Genomic DNA, 17,698 nt, shown 5'->3' with positions numbered 1-17,698 from the left:
CACGTGCACACCGCGGTGGCGGGGGCCTGGGTCCGGTACGGATGCTAGCGCCATCGGTGGCGGCGTCATGCCGGGAGCCGCCGCGACCAGCGCACCGGCAGGGCGGTGAGGCCCCTGAGCATGGATCCCGGGCGGCGTACGAGGGAGTCGGGTTCGACGGCCAGGGCGAGGTCCGGCAGCCGGCGTAGCAGCGTCTCCACGGCGATCCGCCCTTCGACGCGGGCGAGCGGCGCACCCAGGCAGTGGTGGATGCCGTGGCCGAAGGCGAGGTGACCACGGGCGGTACGGCGGATGTCGAAGCGGTCGGGATCAGAGAAATGTTCGGGGTCGCGGGAGGCTGCGGCCAGGGAGAGCATCACGCTGTCGCCGGCCGCGATGAGGACGCCCGCGATCTCCACGGGTTCCGCGGCAAAGCGGAAGGCCGCGGCGGTGACGGGAGCATCGTGGCGAAGCATCTCCTCAACGGCGCCGTCGAGGAGGCCGGGATCCGCCTGCAGAGCGGCGAGCTGGTCGGGGTGGCACAGCAGGTTCAGGACACCGCCCGAGATGAGGTTGACGGTGGTCTCGTGCCCCGCGACGAGCAGCAGGAAGGCCATGCCGAGCAGTTCCTCGGCAGAGAGTCCGTCCGGTCCGGTGGAGGCGTGGACCAAGGCACTCATCAGATCCGGGCCGGGATCACCGGCCTTGGCGGCGATGAGCGCGGCGAAGTACGCGCTCATCTCACCGGCGGCGGCGCCCGCCGCGGCGGGCGATGACGGCGCGACGAGCTCGGTCGACCAGGTGTGGAAGAGGTGCTGATCCCCGACGGGAACTCCGAGCAGCTCGCAGATGACGGCCAGCGGCAGCGGCAGGGCGTAGTCGGCGACCAGATCGGTGGCCCCGACGGACGGGAGGGCGTCGAGGAGGCCGTCGGCGATCTGCTGCACGCGGGGCCGCATGCTCTCAATCCGCCCGGCGGTGAACTCGCGAGCGACCAGGGCGCGCAGGCGGATGTGCTGGGGCGCGTCGGTCTGCAGCATGTTCAGCCCGATGGCGTTGCCGCCGTCGCTCTCCCACGTCGCGGAGTGCCGTATGTCGTTGCGCAGCCGGGGGTCCGTCAGCGCGGCGCGCACCTCGTCGCGGCCGAGAACGAGCCAGACGTCACCGCTCCCGGGAATGTGGACACGGTGCACGCGGCCCTTCTCGCGCAGGGCGGCGTAGACGGGGTAGGGGTCGGCGGTGAAGTCCGTGCCGGTGGGAGCGAGTTGATCGAGAGTTGGGGCAGTCATGTCGGGCGCCTTTGCTTTTCGGCTGGACAGGGAGTGATGCCCGGTTAGGGGGCAGGGCGGGCCGGTGGGTCCGGTGGGCCGGTAGGCCCGGTGGGTGGCGGCGGCGTTGCCGGGCACCCCCGGCGGTTCCGACCGGTCAGGCGGGCTTCGGCAGGGTGGCCTGTGTACCGGCGCCTTGGGCACGTATGAGTCGCTGGCGCGTGCCGCCGCGCTCCAGGAGGTGGAACTTGTAGCCTCCCGGCTTGTGGGCCTCTTCGGCGAGGTGCTTGACGACGCCCGCGCAGACGGCCTCTTTGAGCTTCGCTCCGAGGCGGCCGTCGGCCTTGAACCAGACCGCGGTGTCATACCGGTCGGCGAACTGGAAGATGCCGTCGCCCCGGCCCAGGCTGAGGCACTGGGCGCCGAAGGCCTGGTTGAGCACGGCGGGCCGTTCGCCCCCGATCAGGCTGAGCACGGTGTCGGCCGCCCGGGTCCCGTCGGCATCGCGGCCTGGCAGCTCATCCGCAGCGGCAGGCCCGACGGGGCCGCCGAGTCGCCGGCCGCGACGATCCGGCCGTCGTCCACGCTGATCAGTGTCTCGTCGGTGAGCAGACGGCCTTCGGCATCGGTGCTCAGCCCGCTGCGCACGGCCAGGTCCGGGACGGCGAAGCCGGCGTCCCGGACGGTCAACCCGCTCGGCACCTCACGGCCATCGGCGAGCGACACGGCGTCGCGGGTCGCGGGCCGTCACCTGCGTTCCGGAGCCTTCGAGCACGGTCACCCCGAGCTTCGCGAGCCGCCGGGCGACCGAGCGTCGGCCGCGGGGGTGCAGGTACGGGCCGAGCGCCCCGCCGCAGATCAGGGTGACGGCACGGCCCTCCCCCGCAAGTTCGGCGGCGGTCTCGATGCCGCTGGCGCCACCTCCGACCACCGTCACCGCGGCCGACGCCGGCGCGGCCTCCAGGACCGGCCGCAGCCGGGCGTCTTCCTCGAGGGTGGCGAGCGGGTGGGCGAACTCCGCGGCTCCGGGGACCTCCGGGGCGGCGCTGCCGCTACCGACCGCGTAGACGAGGTAGTCGTAACCCAGCGTGCCTCCGTCCGCGAGGGCGAGAGTACGGTCGGCCACGTCGATCCGGATGACGGTGTCCACGACCAGCCGTACCCGGTCGGCCGGCACGTCTCGTACGCGACGACCGCGGTGCCCGTCCCGCCGACCAGCTGGTGCAGCCGGAACCGGTGGACGAACGAGGGCCGCGGGTTGACCAGGGTGGTGTTCACATTGCCGCGCCGGGTGAGGCGGTTGGCCGCCATGACGCCCACGTAGCCGCCACCGATCACTACGACGTTCGTGCTGCTGTTCATGATCACACTTCGCTTCGGGGTTGCGGCGAAAGGGGCCGCGTTGGTGACTGTCATGGAGGTGGCCCGCCCGTCGGAGGCGGACACCGTTCAGTACGTCAAGCAGCCCATACCGCGCGGACGGCGTCCGCACATGAGGCTGCCTGGATACGGCCGGCCCGGGCGGCTGCTGTCCGGCGGGTCTGGTCGAGCATGTTGCGCCCGAAGGCCTTGCGTGACGCACGGTCTGGGGTGAGGACCGCCACCAGCGACCCGTCCGCGGTGAGTTCCGCCCCCTGCTCGGTGGCGCTCGGGTGCGGGCCGACGGCTTCGGGGATCGGAGTGATGGCGACGACGCGGTCAGCGCCGCGGGCGAGATGCACGTTGGCCGTCGAACGACTGCCTCCGTCCATCCACCGGCGTCCGGCCGCCGACACGGGCGGCCAGACCACGGGTACGGCACAACTCGCCGCCACCGCCTCGGGGAGGGTGACGAGTGAGGCCGAATCGAAGACGACCAGTTCTCCGTCGGCGGCGTCAACTGCGGTCACCCTCAGGTCCGCCGCGGCGGGCCAGTCGGATACACCGGCCAGGAGCACGGCGACCGCCCTGTGGACGTCTGACTCGGGGACGGTACGGGAGGCCAGCGCAGCCCGCCCGAGACGCTGAGCGGATCGCTGCGGATCGCGCGACCCGAGTGCGGCCCAGAGGAAGCGGACCGTCTGGCGCAGCGTGACGGTGACGTCAATCTCCGGGGCTCCGTCGAGTTCTTCGCGGTACATCTCCTCGATGCGGACGCCGGAGGTCAGCCGTGCACCGATCACGGAGCCGGCGGAGGTTCCGATCGTCAGGTCGGCGCCGGAGAGGTCGAGGCCCTCCTCGGCAAGCCCGGCCAGCATCCCGACCGTCCATGCGAGACCGACCGCTCCCCCGCCACCGAGTACCAACGCCGTGTTGGTCATGATCCCCACCTCTCAGTTCAAAACGGGGAGTAGTCCCCGTTTTCTCGACAGGGGCACAGTAGCACGAGAAGTGGGGAGTGATCCCCGCTTTCTTCGCAGCGGTTCGGTACGGTCTCGACCTGGAACCAGCACGTGAGCATCTTGTCCGCGCTGTACAGCTGGGCGGTGGACGAGGAGTTGGCGAGCGCTGTGCCGTTTACCTACAAGCAGGCCGTCACGGCGTACGGCGACCAGTTCCGGTTGCGGCCGGTGAACACGGCCAGACGCCGGATGCCGAAGCCCCACGTGACGATCAAGTACTTCGAGGAGGACTTCGAGGACCTGTTCGTGAAGGGGCTGGCGGGCCTTTGCCCGGATGGCAGCGAGGATCTCGACTACCGGGGCCGGACGACCGCGCGTAACGCGGCCGTGGGTGGGTTCGCTCTGTCCAGCGGGATGCGGCGGCAGGAGTTCACCTATCTGCTGCGCTGTGAGGTACCGGCACTGCCGCGGCGGCGGCCACTGTTGCCGATCCGGGTCCCGACAGCGGCACCGAGCGCACCACCCACCGTTACGGCACCGCCCGCGTCCGCGCCTGGCACCACCTCCACCCGCAGATCTGGCGACGCTCCGCCTGGAGCGCCCATCAGGGCCAACTCCCCGCCATCGAAGGGACCTTGAACCGGATCGACGTCGACCACCTGCCCTCCGGCGGCATCCCGAAGCCGGTCTGGCTGTGGTTCTCCGACCCCACGCCCAGCGGTGAGGACACCGACACGGCCTGGCACGCTTTCCTGCGGCGCTTCGACCTGGAGCGCACCTTCCGCTTCCTCAAGCAGACCCTTGGCTGGACCCGTCCCCGCCTGCGCGGGGGTCAGCCGCCCGGCCTCATAGTCGCGGTGGACGAGATGGGCATCCCCCCGCGCCTGCAGGGGTCAGCCGACGCGGTTCGCGCGGAGGGGGACCAGGCCACCGTCGAGATGAAGCTCACGCAAACCGGACGGCCCGACGACACCTCACAGGCCTCTGCGGCCTGACCAGCCCGGCCTCGTGACCGAGGCCAGGCCCGCCGGATGCCGTCGCCCTACAGGTGCGGGCCGATCACCAGCACCGTGACAACCGAGACCGGCTCGTCCTGGCCGTTCTTCTCCTCCGGCCCGTACATCCAGTAGATCCGCCAGGCGGACGGGTTGTTGTTCTCACGTAGGAGTCCCAGATCTTCTCGGCGGTGCGCCCGGGGAAGGCCTCGTACTGGTGGGAGTGCAGGCCGGGGTAGCGCGCATCGCTGCCGGGCGTGCGGTGCGCAAGAGGCTCTCGCCGGGCATCCCTCCACTGCATCCCGCCATTTCGCCCCATCCTGCTGACACGCCTCGCGGGCCGTCTCCAGAGTTCGTGGGCATCGACCCCCGTTCGAATAGAGCCCACATGAAGTGGCGGAAGACGGCCGTGACGCTCGGTCTGGTCGGCGCGCTCTCGGTTCCTGCGGTCGGCGTCTCCACGGCCGCGGTGCTCGAACCCACGGCCGCCCAGGCGACGGCTGCGGCGACATGCTGGCGCGCTTCCTTCTTCGGGTACTACTGCGGCTACGACACCAGCAACGCCTACGCGAGCCGCGGTGACTCGGGGGCGAAGGTCAAGGAGCTCCAGGCACTGTTGATCTTCTGGGGCTTCTCCGTGGGCTCCTCTGGCATAGACGGCCAGTTCGGGTCCGGCACCGAATCCGCCGTGAAGCGCTACCAGAGTTCCGAGGGGATCTCTGCCGACGGCATCGTCGGCCCGACCACCTGGTCGCACCTGCGCGCCTTCCCCAGCTGACTCTGGGCGGGCATGGAGGGTGATCGAGGCGCAGCGTGCGCTGGTGGCCGTGTAGTCCGAGCGTCGGGCGGGCGCATCTGGCCGCGTTGCCGGCGTGGGGCGGTGATGTGGGGGTGGTCCGTGGAGGGGCTCGCCGAGAAGCTGGCGGCGGAGTCGGCGCGGTTGGACGAGGCTGAGCGGCAGGGCTGGAGGGTGTTCCAGTGCCGTACGGCAGCGATCTGCGCGGTCTGGCCGGTGGCCGTGCGCAGGGTGTCGCCGGGCACGAGGCCGGCGGCGTTCTGCCAGGTGCCCCGGTTGGCCGCCCAGTACGGGTGCTGGTCGGTCGAGGTGATCGTGCTGGTGCTGCCGTCCGGACTTCGTAGTCTTCCGAACCTCTGGGCAAAACCTCACCCCGATCGGTACGGGGATCGAGCTGGCCTCCCGGGTCATCGAGCCGCTGCTCCTGGCCCTCGTCATCCTCGCGGTTCGCGAACGCGTCAAACGGTAGCCGTGTAGATGAGGCCATCGTCAGCGGGTTTCGTGTCCGACACAGCCATCAACGAGTGGTGGTCGCTCATCTCCTCCGGGCCATGGCCGTCCCGGCCTTGGCGGGCCGGGACGGCGGCTCGTCCGGTCGCGGGGTCAGTCAGCGACCGTCTCGGCCGTACGCCATCCGCTCACCAGAAGGGTCACGCCCGCCGGTCCTTCGCCGGGTAGAGTCTCGCAGGTGGAGGGTCAGGCCCAGGCCCGAGCTGGTTCCAAAAGGCCCCCAGTTCGAACGGCGACGCCACCGCCCGCGCGCGTTGGGGTTGTCGCAGAAGTCGCAAATTTGCGATCCTCAACCGCTCCGAAGGGCGCCCGTGCCCGGGTGACGACAGCCTCGTGCTCCAACGCCCCGGCTTCCAGGAGGACATGGGCTCCTCTCAGCGCGGCAGTCGTGGCCCGGGCGCGGCATGCCCGGTGCAGAAGCGGGTGACCGACCCGGCCGGGCGGCAGGCGGCGTACGACCTCCTGCTGAAGGAGCGGCCGATGGGTGGACCGGCCCGCACGAGGGAAGGTACGCGTCGGGGCTCAGTCCACGCACGGGATGCCGCCCGCCTTCACCGGCGGCCCCTGCATCGGCAGCCCTGCCGCCGGGTCGGCGGAGGGGTCGGTGGCCGCGGTGCCCGATGGCAGGGCCGTCGGGCTCGGGCTCGGGCTGCGGGTGGCGGCGAGGGTGACCAGGACGCGGCCCGCGGGGACGGCCGAGGAGTAGAGGGCGTTCACCCCGTAGCGGGCGGCGAGGTGTTGTGCGTCGGCCTTCGCCCCGGACCCGTACGCGACGCTCGTGGCCCGGGTCCTGGCCGGGGCGTCGCCGATCCTGCCCGCCTGGTAGCCGAGTTCGGCCAGCGCCCTGGACTCCTCGGCCGCCGTGCCCGCCCCCGCAGCCGCGTTGACGTCGACCACCGCCTTGGGCGGCACGCTCGGGGTGGCGGTGGCCGGCGGGGCCGCTTCGCCCGGCGCGTCCCCGGACGGCGTGGCGGCCGGAGGGGGCGGCGCCGGTTCGTGGTTGAAGAGCTGCCGGACGATCTTCCTGATCAGCTCCGGGTTGACGGTGTTGACCTCCTGCCCGCCGACCGTCTTGAAGCCGCTGATCGGCAGCGTGTTGAACTCCACGTTGCCGCCGGTCAGGTTGGGCGCCTGCTGGGCGAAGTCGAGGATGTTCCACTCGTTGTCGATGACCACGTCCTTCTTCACCACCGCGAACAGCTTCTGCATCTGCCCGAAGTCGTTGAGGATGCCCTGCTGCTTGAGCTTGTACTCGACGGAGGACAGGAACGCCTGCTGCCGGTGGGTGCGGTCGAGGTCCCCGTTGGTGAGGTGGTGGCGCTGGCGGACGAAGGAGAGCGCCTGCGCGGCGTTGAGGGAGCTGATCCCGGCCGGGAGCTTGAGGCCGGTGCCGCCGCCCTCGTGGGTGGCGGTCCGGGCGATGATCGGATCGTCCACCGGGTGGTTGAGGCAGACCTGGACCGGCTCGACCGCCTTGGCGATGTCGTAGAAGCCGATCAGGTTCACCTCCGCGAAGTGGTCGATCGGGACGTTCAGGAAGCTCTGCACGGTCTGGATGGTGGCCGAGCGGCCGGCCTCGCGGCTCTGCCGTTCCAGCAGCGCCTTGGAGAGCCCCTTGCCCGCCAGCTTCTGCTCGGCGGCCTCCTTGGCGATGCCGTACGCCTCCTTGATCTTGTGCATCCTCCCGTCCGCGCCGACGGTCTGCACGTAGTCGTCACGCGGGACGGAGAGCGCGGTGACCTTGCCGCCGTTGGCCGGGATGTGCAGCACGATCAGCGCGTTGGTGTTGTACCCGCCGATCCCGCTGGAGCCGGCGTGCAGTTCGTCCTCCACGAACTGCCTGGGCAGGTCGTTGCCATCCATGTCCTTGCGGCTGTCCAGGCCGATCAACAGCAGGTTGACGGACTTGTCGAGGTGCGGCGGGGCGTTCTTCTTGGCCTCGCTCAGCGCGGTGGACTTGACCATGCCGTCGTCCAGGCTGCGGTACTCGTACCAGGTGAAGCCGCTGGCGCCGAGCACGGCGACCGAGACGGTACAGGCCAGGGTGCGCCCGGCGACGGTCAGCGGGGCGGCGCCGCGGCGCAGGGCGCGCCCGCGCCGGTCGCGGCCGCCGGTACGACTGCCGCCGGTACGACTGCTGCCGTGCTCAGCCACGCCGGCCCCTTCCCGCCGGGGCGGCCGTCCGGCCGGTTCGTCGGCGCTCCGGCGCCGGCCGGCGGCGAGCCGAACCGGCGCGGACCGCGACCACGGCGAGCGCCACCGCCACCGCCGCGGCCATCACCGGGAAGGCCCCGACCACCCAGCGCAGCGCGCCGGTGCCGAGGTTCTCCCCCCGGTACTTCCCGGGGTGCGCCAGGTACTCGACGCCCGAGGCGGTGAGCAGCACCACGACCGGCGCTGCCGTCACCACCCACCACCGACCCGCCCGGCTGCACAGCAGTGCCGCGGCCGCCGTCCCGAGCACCGAGCCCATCACGAAGAGGGGGCCGACGCCCGGCCCGTCGAGCGCGTCCGCGACCGCCCCGAGCAGTGGCAGCCCGACCGCCGAGAGCGCGGTCGCCCTCCCGCCGCGACGACGCGCCTGCTGGCGACGGCGGGCGGCCCCCGGACGCGGCCCGCGGGCCGGCCGGGGCGCCCCTGGGCCCGCGAGACCCCCGGCGGCGCCTGCGGCTCCGGCACCGGCCGCCCAGGAGCGCTGGGCGGGCAGGGCTCGGTCCTCGGTGCGCGGTCCCGCGTCCTGGTACGGCGTTCTCGCCCGCTGACCGGCCATGCGCACTTCCCTCGATCGTTGCGGCCGCGGCGGAGCGATCGCGCCGCCGCGCGTGCCGGGACGCCTTCGGTCCCGGTGACGTCCTGGTGGGGATCCCAACCTCGACATTTCCGTAGAAGACGGTCTGGAGCATACGAACCCGTTTCGGCAAAGTCATCCGCCGTCACCCGGCGGCGACGAACCACCTGGTGGGCCATCGTTAGGATGGTCACGATCCCCGCCACGTCGGCACACCATCAGGAACGCATCAGAGGAGCAGAGCGTCACCATGTTTGAGAGTCTGAAGAACCTCGCGGACAAGGCCACCGACCTCGCCCGCGAGCACGGCGACGTGATCGGGCAGGGCCTGGACAAGGTCGGCGACGCGATCGACGGCCGCACGGACGGCAAGTACAGCGGGCAGATCGACACCGGAGTCGAGAAGGCGAAGGACTTCCTGCGCAACCTCGACGGCGACCGGAAGCCCGCCGAGTAACCTGCCGCAGGGAGCGAGCAGCCGCACGGCGCTCGAACGGGCGCACGAGCGAACGGGGAGGGGCGGCAGCGGTGAGCGAGGAGAAGAAGGGGTCCGGCCGGGGGCGCTGGCTGGTGATCGGCGTCGTGGTCGTGGCCGGACTCGGTCTCGTCCGCGGTACCGGCCACGACGGCGCGGCCTCCGCCGACCCGTCCCCGACCGCCGCCGCCTCCGGCCCCTCCACGGGCGCCGCGCCGTCGGCCGGCTCGTCCGCGGCACCGTCGAAGCCCTCGAAGCCCTCGGGCCGCTACGACCCGGCCGACTACGCGGCTCCGGTGCGCCAGTACGCCGCCGAGGCCGGGGTCAATCCGCAGCTGCTGATGGCGATCCTCTACAACGAGTCGTACAAGCCGCACGACCCCGAACTCGAACGGGCCTGGCAGCGCGGCAAGCCGGACGCCTCGTTCGGCATCGCCAACATGCACCGGGCCGCCTTCGACGACACCAAGCCCGGCCGCCCGTTCGCCTCCCGGCAGTGGGAGGAGCTCCCGGACGACCGGAACCTGGCCGTCCAGGCGGCCGCCTGGCACCTGCACGACCTCGCCGCGCAACTGCCCGCACGCCCGGGCGTCCCGCTCACCCGGGACGAACTGGTCGCCCTCGGCTACAACGCGGGCGCGGGCAACATGCTGGCCTTCGCCCGGGGCGTCAAGATCGGCTCCCAGGCGCAGTCCTACCTCGACCGGCTGCGCGACAACTGGTCGAAGTCCGGCGAGGCCGTCACATGACGATGTCCGGTGGTCAGCCCGGGCCGATCCGGGCGGCCCGCGGCCGGTCGGAGACGTCCCACGGCTGGTCGGGGACGTCCCGCGGCCGGTCGGAGACGTCCCACGGCTGGTCGGGGACGTCCCGCGGCCGGTCGGAGACGTCCCGCGGTCAGCTGACGCCGATCCGGGCGGACCAGACCCTCCGCCAGGCCAGCGCGTCGGCGACCCCCTCGGCGAGGCCGCGCCGCGGCTGCCAGCCGAGCAGGTCCCGTGCGGTGTCCACGACGGCGTAGCAGCCGATCACGTCCCCGGGCCGCGGACCCGCCTCCCGCACCTCCAGGCTGGTGCCGACGGCCTGTTCGAAGGCGGCGATCAGCTCCCGCACCGTGGTCCCGTCCCCGGTGCCGACGTTGATCACCCGGTAGCGGTCCGCCACGCCCGGGGCGATCACCTCGTCGAACCGCAGCAGTGCCGCCACGTGCGCCTCGGCGAGGTCCTGGACGTGGACGTAGTCGCGGATGCCGGAGCCGTCGCGGGTCGCCCAGTCGGTGCCGGTGACGGTGAACGGAGTGCCGGTGGTGTGCGCCTCGATCAGCTTGCCGAGGGCGTGGGTGGGCCGGAGGTCCTGGAGGCCGGTGCGCAGCTGCGGGTCGGCGCCGATCGGGTTGAAGTAGCGCAGGGCGATGACGCGCTGCCGCTCGGCGCCCTCCCCGCGGGTCCAGTCCTGGAGGACCTGCTCCATCATCTGCTTGGTGCGCGCGTACGGGCTGCCGGCGTCGACCGCGCTGCTCTCGTCCACCCGGGCGTCGGGGGTGGGGGCGTAGATCGAGGCGGAACTGCTGAAGACGACCCGGGTGCAGCCGTGGCGCTGGAGGGCGTCCAGGAGTTCGACGGTCTTGGCGACGTTCTCCCGGTAGTAGTACAGCGGTTTGGCCACCGACTCCGGTACGACGATCTTCGCGGCGCAGTGCACGGTGGCGTCGATGTCGGGGTGCTCGGCGAAGATCCGGTCGAGTAGGGCGGCATCGGCGATGTCGCCCCGGTAGAAGACCCGGTCCGCGACGAACTCGGTCCGCCCCCGGGAGAGGTCGTCCAGCACGACCGGGGTGATCCCCCGGTCGAGCAGGGCGGAGGCGACGGTGCTGCCGATGAAACCCGCGCCGCCGGTGATCAGGACCTTCTTCATGCGCGGACGCTCCCTTGCGATCGTCGGGCGCCGGTGGCGCCCGGTGACCGCAGGGACGTCGGTTCGCACCCGGCCGGTTCCGCGGCGCGGGCGGCCCCGCTCCGGGGGCAGCGGGTTCCGGGCGGCGCGGCCTCGGCGACGGCTCGGCCTCGGTGACGGCTACGGCTACGGCTACGGCTACGGCTCAGCCTCGGTGGCGGCGCAGCCAGAGTCCGGTGGCGACCAGGACGACGGCCACGCACGCGGTGCCGATGGCCGCCCAGGTGGTGGCGTCGGAGGTGGTCGCGTGGGCGGGCCGGGACGAGGCCTCCCGGGCGGCGGCAGCGGCGGTGGCCCCCGTCCCGGCTGTCGTCCCCGTCCCGGCTGTGGTCTCCCGGAGCGGGGCCGGGGTCACCTCGGCGGACCGCGGCGAGGCCTCGGACAGCGCCGGGCCCGCCGTGTCCGTGGGCACCGGGTCGGCGATCGCGACCGTGTCGACGTCGAGTTCGCTCTCGCCGTGCCCGAGGGCCGGGAACGCGCAGTCCACCGTCACCCGCCAGTGCCCGACCGGGAGGGCCTCCCGCGTGGTGTACGTCCCCGGACGGCCGGGGACGGTGACCAGGCGCCAGGGGCCGACGGTACGACCGTCGGAGGCCGTCGCGACGAGTGTGCCGGCGAACTCCCCGGTCACCGGGTCGTGGTCGTTCTCCCAGGTGGCGACGGTGCTGACCCGGCCGTTCTGCTGGCCGGTGACGTCCAGGTGGACGCTGTCGCCGTGGGCGGCGGCGGGTACGGCCGTGGACAGCAGGGCCGCGGCGGTGAGGGCGAGGGCGGTGAGGTGGGGGTGGGTTCGCATACGGGAGGGTCCTCGGGGCGGTGTGGGGGCAGGGGTGCTGGGAACGGCCGGCGCCGGGGACGGCTGCCGCTGGGTGGGCGGCGGCCGTTCCCGGCGCGGCGGACCTGCCGGCCCGCGGGCCTCGGGGCTCGCGGGCGTCGGCGGTTCGGGTCGAAGGGTCGGCCGGCGTACGGGCCGACCGGTTTTACGGGCTCACAGGAACAGCCTTACCCCGAACGACTCACGAGGTCTTCACCAGCGACCAGTTCTGGTAAGGGCCGACGCTCGGCTTTCGCGGATCCGGCCTCCGGCCACCGCTGCTCCCGCCGCGTGCCGGTTCCGGGCACCGGCGCACCGGCGTCCGCGGTGCGGGTGAACCCGCCGTCGGCGTAGGCGAGTTGCCGCTTCCGGGCGGCCTCGTCGGGGCACGACCGCCACTCGGCGGGCCGGCCCGGAACCGCCGGGCGGGCACGGCTCTCCGTCTCAAGACGGCTGAATTCGGCGCGATCTGACTGATGGCCAGTTCATGAGCGCGGCACTGCGGCGCCTGCGCCGGCGAAGTCCGCCGCTCGGGCGCCCCATCGCGTCCCCCTCCTCGCGCGACGACCCGCACGCCCCCGCACTGGAGGGGGGCTCGGATCTTCCGACGCCTCGGAGAGCGGGAGGGGCGCCCGGGAATAACAGAAACCTCTTGCGGAATTCCCAGGGCGGCCCGGCGGTCCTGCGGTCCGACGGTCCGGCCGTCCACGCCGACCGGACGGTGGCCGGGCCGCCGCCCACTACCTCCCCAAGTCGTCATGCACAACGGAAACATGACGACTCGTCAGTCCAACTGCTTGATCAGGCGGCGACCTTCACCGGTTCCGCCCCGTAGGTCACCACACCGGCACCGTAGCCCCCGTGCAACCGGGCCAGCCCGGCCGCCAGGGCGCCCCGGTCCCCGGCGAGCCAGAGGCGCAGGGCCGCGGAGAGCGCGGCGCTGGCCGGGCCGGCCGCGGGGCCGCCGGTCCGCACCAGCCGCTCGCCGAGCAGCGGCAGCAGGTCCGCGACCGGCGCGGGCAGCCACAGGGTGAGCGCGAAGGGCGCCGGTCTGGCCAGAACGCGCAGCAGCGGCAGGACGCAGGCGTCGTCGTGCAGCGTGGGGATGATCTCCAGCAGTCCGTCCACCGCCACCTCGGAGACGTCGCCGCCGTGCCCGCGCGCGAGGTCGCGCAGTAGCGCGCGCTCGACGGCGGTGATCCGGACGGTCAGCATGACCTCGTCGCAGTCCATGGTCCCGGCCCCTTGTCGTGGAGAGTTCGTGGTGTGGTCGTCGGGTCGTGGTGTCAGTCCTGTGCCGAGAGGGTTCCTGCCCCGATCCGGCCGTCTGATACCGGCGCTATCAGGCCGTAGTGGCCGTCGAAGCGGCGGTAGAGCACTCGCGCCCGGTGGTCGCCGGGGTCGGTCCAGCCGACGAACGGCCCGCCGGTGAGCCAGAGTCGGCGGGCCGCCTCGGCGAGGTCGAGCGGGGGCATCGCACCGGTGCCCGCGGCGCACAGCTCCACCGTGCCGCCCGGCGAACAGCGGTGGACCAGGCCGTCGCGCCCGGTCGCGGCGTCCGCGAAGAGGTGGAACCGCCGGTCGAGGGCGAGCAGTTCGAGCACGGCCTGGTCGGGGGTGCGGCGGGCGAGCACGACCGCCTTGTGCCGGGCGATCCGCCGCTGGGCGAGCGGACGGTCGGCGAACTGCGGGCGGTAGGCGCTCTCGTAGGCGGCGGCGAAGCCGATGTCGCCCTGCTCGCGCAGTCGGACGGCCCGGCCGGCCAGCGTGCCGAGCACCAGGTCGACGGACTCCCGTGCGGTGCCGGTGGCCAGTTGCACCCGGACCGGCCCGACGGCCGCCAGCTCGACGTCCGCCTGGGCCAGCGCGGGCCGGGTCACCGAGCGGTCGCGCGAGCGGGTCAGCCGCAGTCGCAGCGCACGGACGTCGGGGCCGAGCGCCGTGGCGGTGTCCAGCGCGCGGGCCCGGGCGTACTCGGCGTCCTCGCGGGGCAGCTCGCCGCGGATCTCCACCCGGACGTCGAGGGCCGGCCGGTGGCGCAGACGGGTCATCAGGTTCCTCCTTCTTCGCATCCATGCTGGCCCTCGCACGCCCGTGCGGCGAGGGTCCAAAGACCCTGCCTCGTGGGCAAGCCGCCGACCACCCGAACGGACGCATCCGCGCAGGTCAACACCGAGTTTCGAGCACGCACGAAAGGGTCGATCCACTCGGCCGTTGGAGTGATCCCCGCACATTCGGCGCAACGCTCGGGAAACCGGCGCGTTTGCTCAACGTGCGCCCTCCCGCCGGGGGCGCGCGCGGGGCCCGCGCTGGGCGGTACCCCGCCTGCCGGCCGGCCCGCCGCTGCCACCCGGCATCGCCCGCACCGGCCACTCTGGTGAGAGGTAGTGTCATGTCCCTGCTGACCGAGACGCGGAAGCTGATCGTCCCCGCGAGAACCGCTCCCGGCCCGTCCCCGCTGGCCCGCGCCGCCGTCCCGCCGCTGGCCCCCGGCGCCCTGCCCGGCCTCGGGCACGCCGGCGCCCTGCTGCGCGACCCGCTCGGCTTCCTCGGTTCGCTCTCCCGCCACGGCGGGGTGGTCCGCATCCGCCTCGGCCCGCGCACCGTCTGCGTGGTCACCGACGCCCGGCTGGTCCACACCCTGCTCGTCGCGCTGGCCCACGACTGCCCGCGCGGGGCCGTCCAGGACACCCTCAGGACGGCCTTCGGCGACGGCCTGCTGATGTCCGAGGGCCAGGCCCACCGCGACCGCCGCCGGATCATCCAGCCGGCCTTCGGGCCGGACCGGATGGGCGAGTACCTGGCCGTGATGCAGCAGGTCACCGAGGAACGGGCCGGCCGCTGGCGCCCCGGGCAGGTCCTCGACGTGGCCAAGGAGATGAACCACCTGGCCCTGGAGATCGTGACCCGCTCGCTGTTCGACGCCCGGCTCAGCGAGGACGCCACCGTCGCCTTCCACCGGGCGCTGCCGGACCTGGTGAAGGGCCAGATCGTCCAGTCCCTCTACCCGAACCCCGCGCTCGCCCGGCTGCCGCTGCCCGTCAACCGGCGCTTCGACGGCGCCGTGCGGGTGCTCAACCGGGTGGTTGACCAGGCCGTCAACGGTCGGTCCGCGACCGCGGGCCCCGGAGCGGGCCGGCGCACCCTGCCCGCCCTGCTGCGCTCCGCGACCGACCCGGCCACCGGGTGCCCGCTCACCGAAGCCGACGTGCGGTCCGAGGCGATCACCATGTTCGGCGCGGGCACCGAGACGGTCTCCACCACGCTCACCTGGCTGCTGGACGAGCTGCTGCGCCACCCCGAGGTGGAGGCCCGGATCCTCGCCGAGCTGGACGAGCACCTGCCCGCGGGCGCCGTCCCCACCCCGGAGGCACTGGCCCGGCTCACCTACACCCGCAGCGTCACCCAGGAGGTGGTGCGGCTGCACGCGCCGAACGCCTTCCTGATGCGCACCGCCCAGGTGCCGGTCGAGCTCGGCCCGTACCGCGTGCCGGCCGGCACGGAGCTGCTGTACAGCCTCACCGCGCTGCACCGCGACCCGGAGCGCTACCCGGAGCCGCTGGACTTCCGCCCCGAGCGCTGGCAGATCGGCAGCGGCTCCGGGCGGCCGTCCTTCCTGCCGTTCGGGGCGGGCAAGCACAAGTGCATCGGCGAGGCCTTCGCCTGGGCGGAGCTGACCGTCGCGGCCGCGACGATCCTGCGCCGCTGGCGGCCGATGGCCGTGCCGGGCTCCCGGGCCCGCGAGGTGGTGTGGACGACGGTCCAGGCGCACGGCCTTCGGGTGCGGCTCGCACCGCGCGGCGCGCGCTCCCCGCGCGGACGCACGGCGTCGGCCTCCCGCGAGGGTGACGCCGCGTCCTCACCGGGGGCCACAGTGCCCTCCTCGCACAGTGAGACACCGCCGGTCCGGTGTCCGTTCACGGGCGCCACCGGCGCGATCACCCCGGCGGCAGCCGCGGCGGCCACGGGCCGGTCCGCTCCGGCGGTTCCGACCTCACCGGCTCCGACCTCACCGGCTCCGACCTCACCGGCTCCGGCCTCAGCCGCTCCGGCGGGCCCCCGGCCGCCCCGCGACCTGCGCCGCGCCGCCGACCGGCACGCCGACTGGGCGGTCCGCCGCGGGCTGCTCACTCCGGCGGAGCTGCCCCGCTACCGGGCCTACGCACTGCAGGAGCTGATCGGCCACGCCTACCCCCGCGTCCGGGGCGCCGAACTCGACCTCCTGGTGGACGTGCTGGGCTGGTTCACCATCCTGGACGACCGCTTCGACGGCTCGCCCGGCCGCCACCCCGCCGAGGCCCGCGCCGTGGTCGACCCGCTGATCGCGGTGCTCGAAGGAGCCCGCGGCGGGAGCCCGTCCGAGAGCCACCTGCTGCTCGCCTGGCGGGAGTTGTGGGCACGGCAGACCGCCTCCATGTCCTCCGAGTGGCGCACCCGGGCGGCCCGGGAGTGGCGGTCCTGCCTGGCCACCTTCCCCGCCGAGGCGGACCACCGCGCCCGCGGCACCGTGCCCGCCCTCGACCGAGACCTGACGGACACCATGAAGCTGCGCCGGCACGGCAGTTGCCTCTACCCGTTCATGAACATACTGGAACGGGTCCACGGCGCCGACGCCCCGGCCGCGCTGCACGCGGAGCCCGCGCTGCACCGGCTGCGCGCCAACACCGCCGACGCCGCCACACTGATCAACGACCTCTACTCGCTGAAGCGCGAGGAGCGGCAGGCCGGGCCCGCGTTCAACACGGTGCTCACCCTCGAGCGGGCCCACGGCTGCACCCGTGGCCGGGCGGTCCACGCGGTGCGCAGCCGGGTGGAGCGGCTGCAGCAGGAGAGCGAGGAACTGCGCCGCGACCTGCTGCGCCGCCACCCGGCCGGGCGCTGGTACCTGGACGGCACCCGGGAGCTGGTCGCCGGCGTGCAGGCCTGGACCAGCACCAGCCACCGCTACCTGGTGCCGGACGGCGGGCGGCGCCGGTGAACCGCCTGTTCCCGGCGCGCTACTTCCGGCCGCCGAGCGCGAACAGCAGCAGCACGAAACCGGCGAACAGGTGCGTGGCGAAGATGTAGATGCCCGCGCGGATCAGCATCGCCTTGCGGCGCCGCTTCTCGTCGCTCGTGCTGTCGCTCATGGTGGTGCTTCTCCTCGGGTCGGACGGACGGGCCGGGCGCGGCTCAGCGAGGCCGACCACCGGAGGCGCGCAGCTCGGTGAGCAGCGCGCCCTGGTCGGTGATCAGCTCGGTCAGGATCCGGCGGGCCGCGCGCAGCAGCTCGGCGACGTCCGGAGTGCTGAGCGCGTACACCACGGTGTTGCCCTCACGGGTCGCCGTGACCAGCTGGGTGCGGCGCAGCACCGCGAGCTGCTGGGAGAGGTTGGACGGCTCGACCTCGATCTCCGCCAGCAGCTCGCGCACCGGCCGGGGGCCGTCCTGGAGCAGTTCCAGGACCCGGATCCGCACGGGGTGGCCGAGGGTGCGGAAGAACTCCGCCTTGGCCTGGTACAGCGGTACCGGCATCGTCCGTGCTCTCCCTCGGTTCCGGCTCGGTGGTCGTCCGGCCGGGCGGTGGATCGATGCCGCGGCCGGTAGGCATCATCGCGACAGATGAAGATTTCTTCAAGTCGTCACCGCGCGTCGACCTGCGACAGCGCTCCGACAAGCCCGCGGCAGTCGCCCGGCCGGGCGCCACCGGGGCGGTCCCCCCGAGGCGCCCCGCCGCCCCCCCGCAAGCGTAAGACCGGCCCCGGGCGCTGCCCAAACCCCGACTCGGCGGGAACCGTTACGAGCCGTGAGCCGACAAAA

General features: G+C 73.2%; 16 protein-coding genes and 1 pseudogene. 6 read left to right on the top strand and 11 right to left on the bottom strand.

Annotation, left to right across the window (positions count from 1 at the left end; all coding sequences use genetic code 11):
- Positions 1–65 precede the first annotated feature (65 nt).
- The 3 genes and pseudogenes from ACFWP2_RS36215 to ACFWP2_RS36205 all read right to left on the bottom strand — a co-directional run bounded on the left by ACFWP2_RS36215 (position 66) and on the right by ACFWP2_RS36205 (position 3,547).
- Positions 66–1,268, bottom strand: a complete 1,203-nt coding sequence (locus ACFWP2_RS36215) for a cytochrome P450 (RefSeq protein ID WP_380459715.1) — start codon at positions 1,266–1,268, stop codon at positions 66–68.
- A 136-nt stretch (positions 1,269–1,404) separates the two neighbouring features.
- A pseudogene (locus ACFWP2_RS36210) lies at positions 1,405–2,609 on the bottom strand (NAD(P)/FAD-dependent oxidoreductase).
- A 95-nt stretch (positions 2,610–2,704) separates the two neighbouring features.
- The gene (locus tag ACFWP2_RS36205) at positions 2,705–3,547 is read right to left on the bottom strand and encodes a patatin-like phospholipase family protein (RefSeq protein ID WP_380459713.1); all 843 of its coding nucleotides are present in this window, start codon (positions 3,545–3,547) and stop codon (positions 2,705–2,707) included.
- A 132-nt stretch (positions 3,548–3,679) separates the two neighbouring features.
- On the opposite strand from ACFWP2_RS36205, the gene ACFWP2_RS36200 reads away from it, so the two are divergent.
- From ACFWP2_RS36200 to ACFWP2_RS36190, 3 genes are all read left to right on the top strand, one after another.
- A complete protein-coding gene (locus tag ACFWP2_RS36200) occupies positions 3,680–4,207 on the top strand; it encodes a hypothetical protein (protein ID WP_380459711.1) in 528 nt (175 codons plus the stop codon).
- Positions 4,204–4,563, top strand: coding sequence for a hypothetical protein (locus ACFWP2_RS36195; RefSeq protein WP_380459709.1), 360 nt, complete (start codon positions 4,204–4,206; stop codon positions 4,561–4,563). Before ACFWP2_RS36200 ends, ACFWP2_RS36195 begins: the two co-directional genes overlap by 4 nt.
- Before the next feature lie 388 nt (positions 4,564–4,951).
- Positions 4,952–5,341 (top strand): peptidoglycan-binding protein, encoded by a 390-nt coding sequence (locus tag ACFWP2_RS36190; protein WP_380459707.1) that lies wholly within the window; start codon positions 4,952–4,954, stop codon positions 5,339–5,341.
- Positions 5,342–6,391: 1,050 nt separating this feature from the next.
- On the opposite strand, the gene ACFWP2_RS36185 is transcribed toward ACFWP2_RS36190, so the two are convergent.
- Together ACFWP2_RS36185 and ACFWP2_RS36180 are read right to left on the bottom strand one after the other, a co-directional pair.
- Positions 6,392–8,023: an LCP family protein gene (locus ACFWP2_RS36185; RefSeq protein ID WP_380459705.1), complete on the bottom strand. Its 1,632-nt coding sequence runs from the start codon at positions 8,021–8,023 to the stop codon at positions 6,392–6,394.
- Positions 8,016–8,639 carry a DUF6542 domain-containing protein gene (locus ACFWP2_RS36180; protein ID WP_380459703.1) on the bottom strand — a complete coding sequence of 208 codons (624 nt, stop codon included), beginning with the start codon at positions 8,637–8,639 and terminating at the stop codon, positions 8,016–8,018. Before ACFWP2_RS36180 ends, ACFWP2_RS36185 begins: the two co-directional genes overlap by 8 nt.
- 268 nt (positions 8,640–8,907) lie before the next feature.
- Here ACFWP2_RS36180 and ACFWP2_RS36175 point away from each other — a divergent pair, with 268 nt between their 5' ends.
- Positions 8,908–9,114 (top strand): antitoxin, encoded by a 207-nt coding sequence (locus ACFWP2_RS36175; protein WP_355258067.1) that lies wholly within the window; start codon positions 8,908–8,910, stop codon positions 9,112–9,114.
- Positions 9,115–9,185: 71 nt separating this feature from the next.
- Positions 9,186–9,881: a transglycosylase SLT domain-containing protein gene (locus tag ACFWP2_RS36170; RefSeq protein WP_380459701.1), complete on the top strand. Its 696-nt coding sequence runs from the start codon at positions 9,186–9,188 to the stop codon at positions 9,879–9,881.
- A 148-nt stretch (positions 9,882–10,029) separates the two neighbouring features.
- Here ACFWP2_RS36170 and galE read toward each other — a convergent pair whose 3' ends face one another.
- From galE to ACFWP2_RS36150, 4 genes are all read right to left on the bottom strand, one after another.
- Positions 10,030–11,046: a UDP-glucose 4-epimerase GalE gene (gene galE / locus ACFWP2_RS36165; protein ID WP_380459699.1), complete on the bottom strand. Its 1,017-nt coding sequence runs from the start codon at positions 11,044–11,046 to the stop codon at positions 10,030–10,032.
- 184 nt (positions 11,047–11,230) lie between these two features.
- A complete protein-coding gene (locus ACFWP2_RS36160) occupies positions 11,231–11,881 on the bottom strand; it encodes a hypothetical protein (protein WP_380459697.1) in 651 nt (216 codons plus the stop codon).
- 819 nt (positions 11,882–12,700) lie between these two features.
- Complete coding sequence (locus tag ACFWP2_RS36155) at positions 12,701–13,132, bottom strand: hypothetical protein (RefSeq protein WP_380459695.1); 432 nt, start codon at positions 13,130–13,132, stop codon at positions 12,701–12,703.
- A 53-nt stretch (positions 13,133–13,185) separates the two neighbouring features.
- Positions 13,186–13,950, bottom strand: a complete 765-nt coding sequence (locus ACFWP2_RS36150) for a sigma 54 modulation/S30EA ribosomal C-terminal domain-containing protein (protein WP_380459693.1) — start codon at positions 13,948–13,950, stop codon at positions 13,186–13,188.
- 341 nt (positions 13,951–14,291) lie between these two features.
- On the opposite strand from ACFWP2_RS36150, the gene ACFWP2_RS36145 reads away from it, so the two are divergent.
- Complete coding sequence (locus ACFWP2_RS36145) at positions 14,292–16,877, top strand: cytochrome P450 (protein ID WP_380459691.1); 2,586 nt, start codon at positions 14,292–14,294, stop codon at positions 16,875–16,877.
- A gap of 19 nt (positions 16,878–16,896) precedes the next feature.
- Here ACFWP2_RS36145 and ACFWP2_RS36140 read toward each other — a convergent pair whose 3' ends face one another.
- Together ACFWP2_RS36140 and ACFWP2_RS36135 are read right to left on the bottom strand one after the other, a co-directional pair.
- Complete coding sequence (locus ACFWP2_RS36140; RefSeq protein WP_359902629.1) at positions 16,897–17,028, bottom strand: DUF6126 family protein; 132 nt, start codon at positions 17,026–17,028, stop codon at positions 16,897–16,899.
- Between the two features lie 43 nt (positions 17,029–17,071).
- Entirely contained in the window at positions 17,072–17,413 is a 342-nt protein-coding gene (locus ACFWP2_RS36135; protein WP_380459688.1) for an ArsR/SmtB family transcription factor, read from the bottom strand.
- Between the last annotated feature and the right edge of the window lie 285 nt (positions 17,414–17,698).

Origin of the sequence: Kitasatospora sp. NPDC058444, from assembly GCF_042721415.1 — a bacterium.
Classification (GTDB): domain Bacteria; phylum Actinomycetota; class Actinomycetes; order Streptomycetales; family Streptomycetaceae; genus Kitasatospora.
Note: the sequence above shows the minus strand (reverse complement) of the source record. Positions and strands in the feature narration are given on the sequence as shown.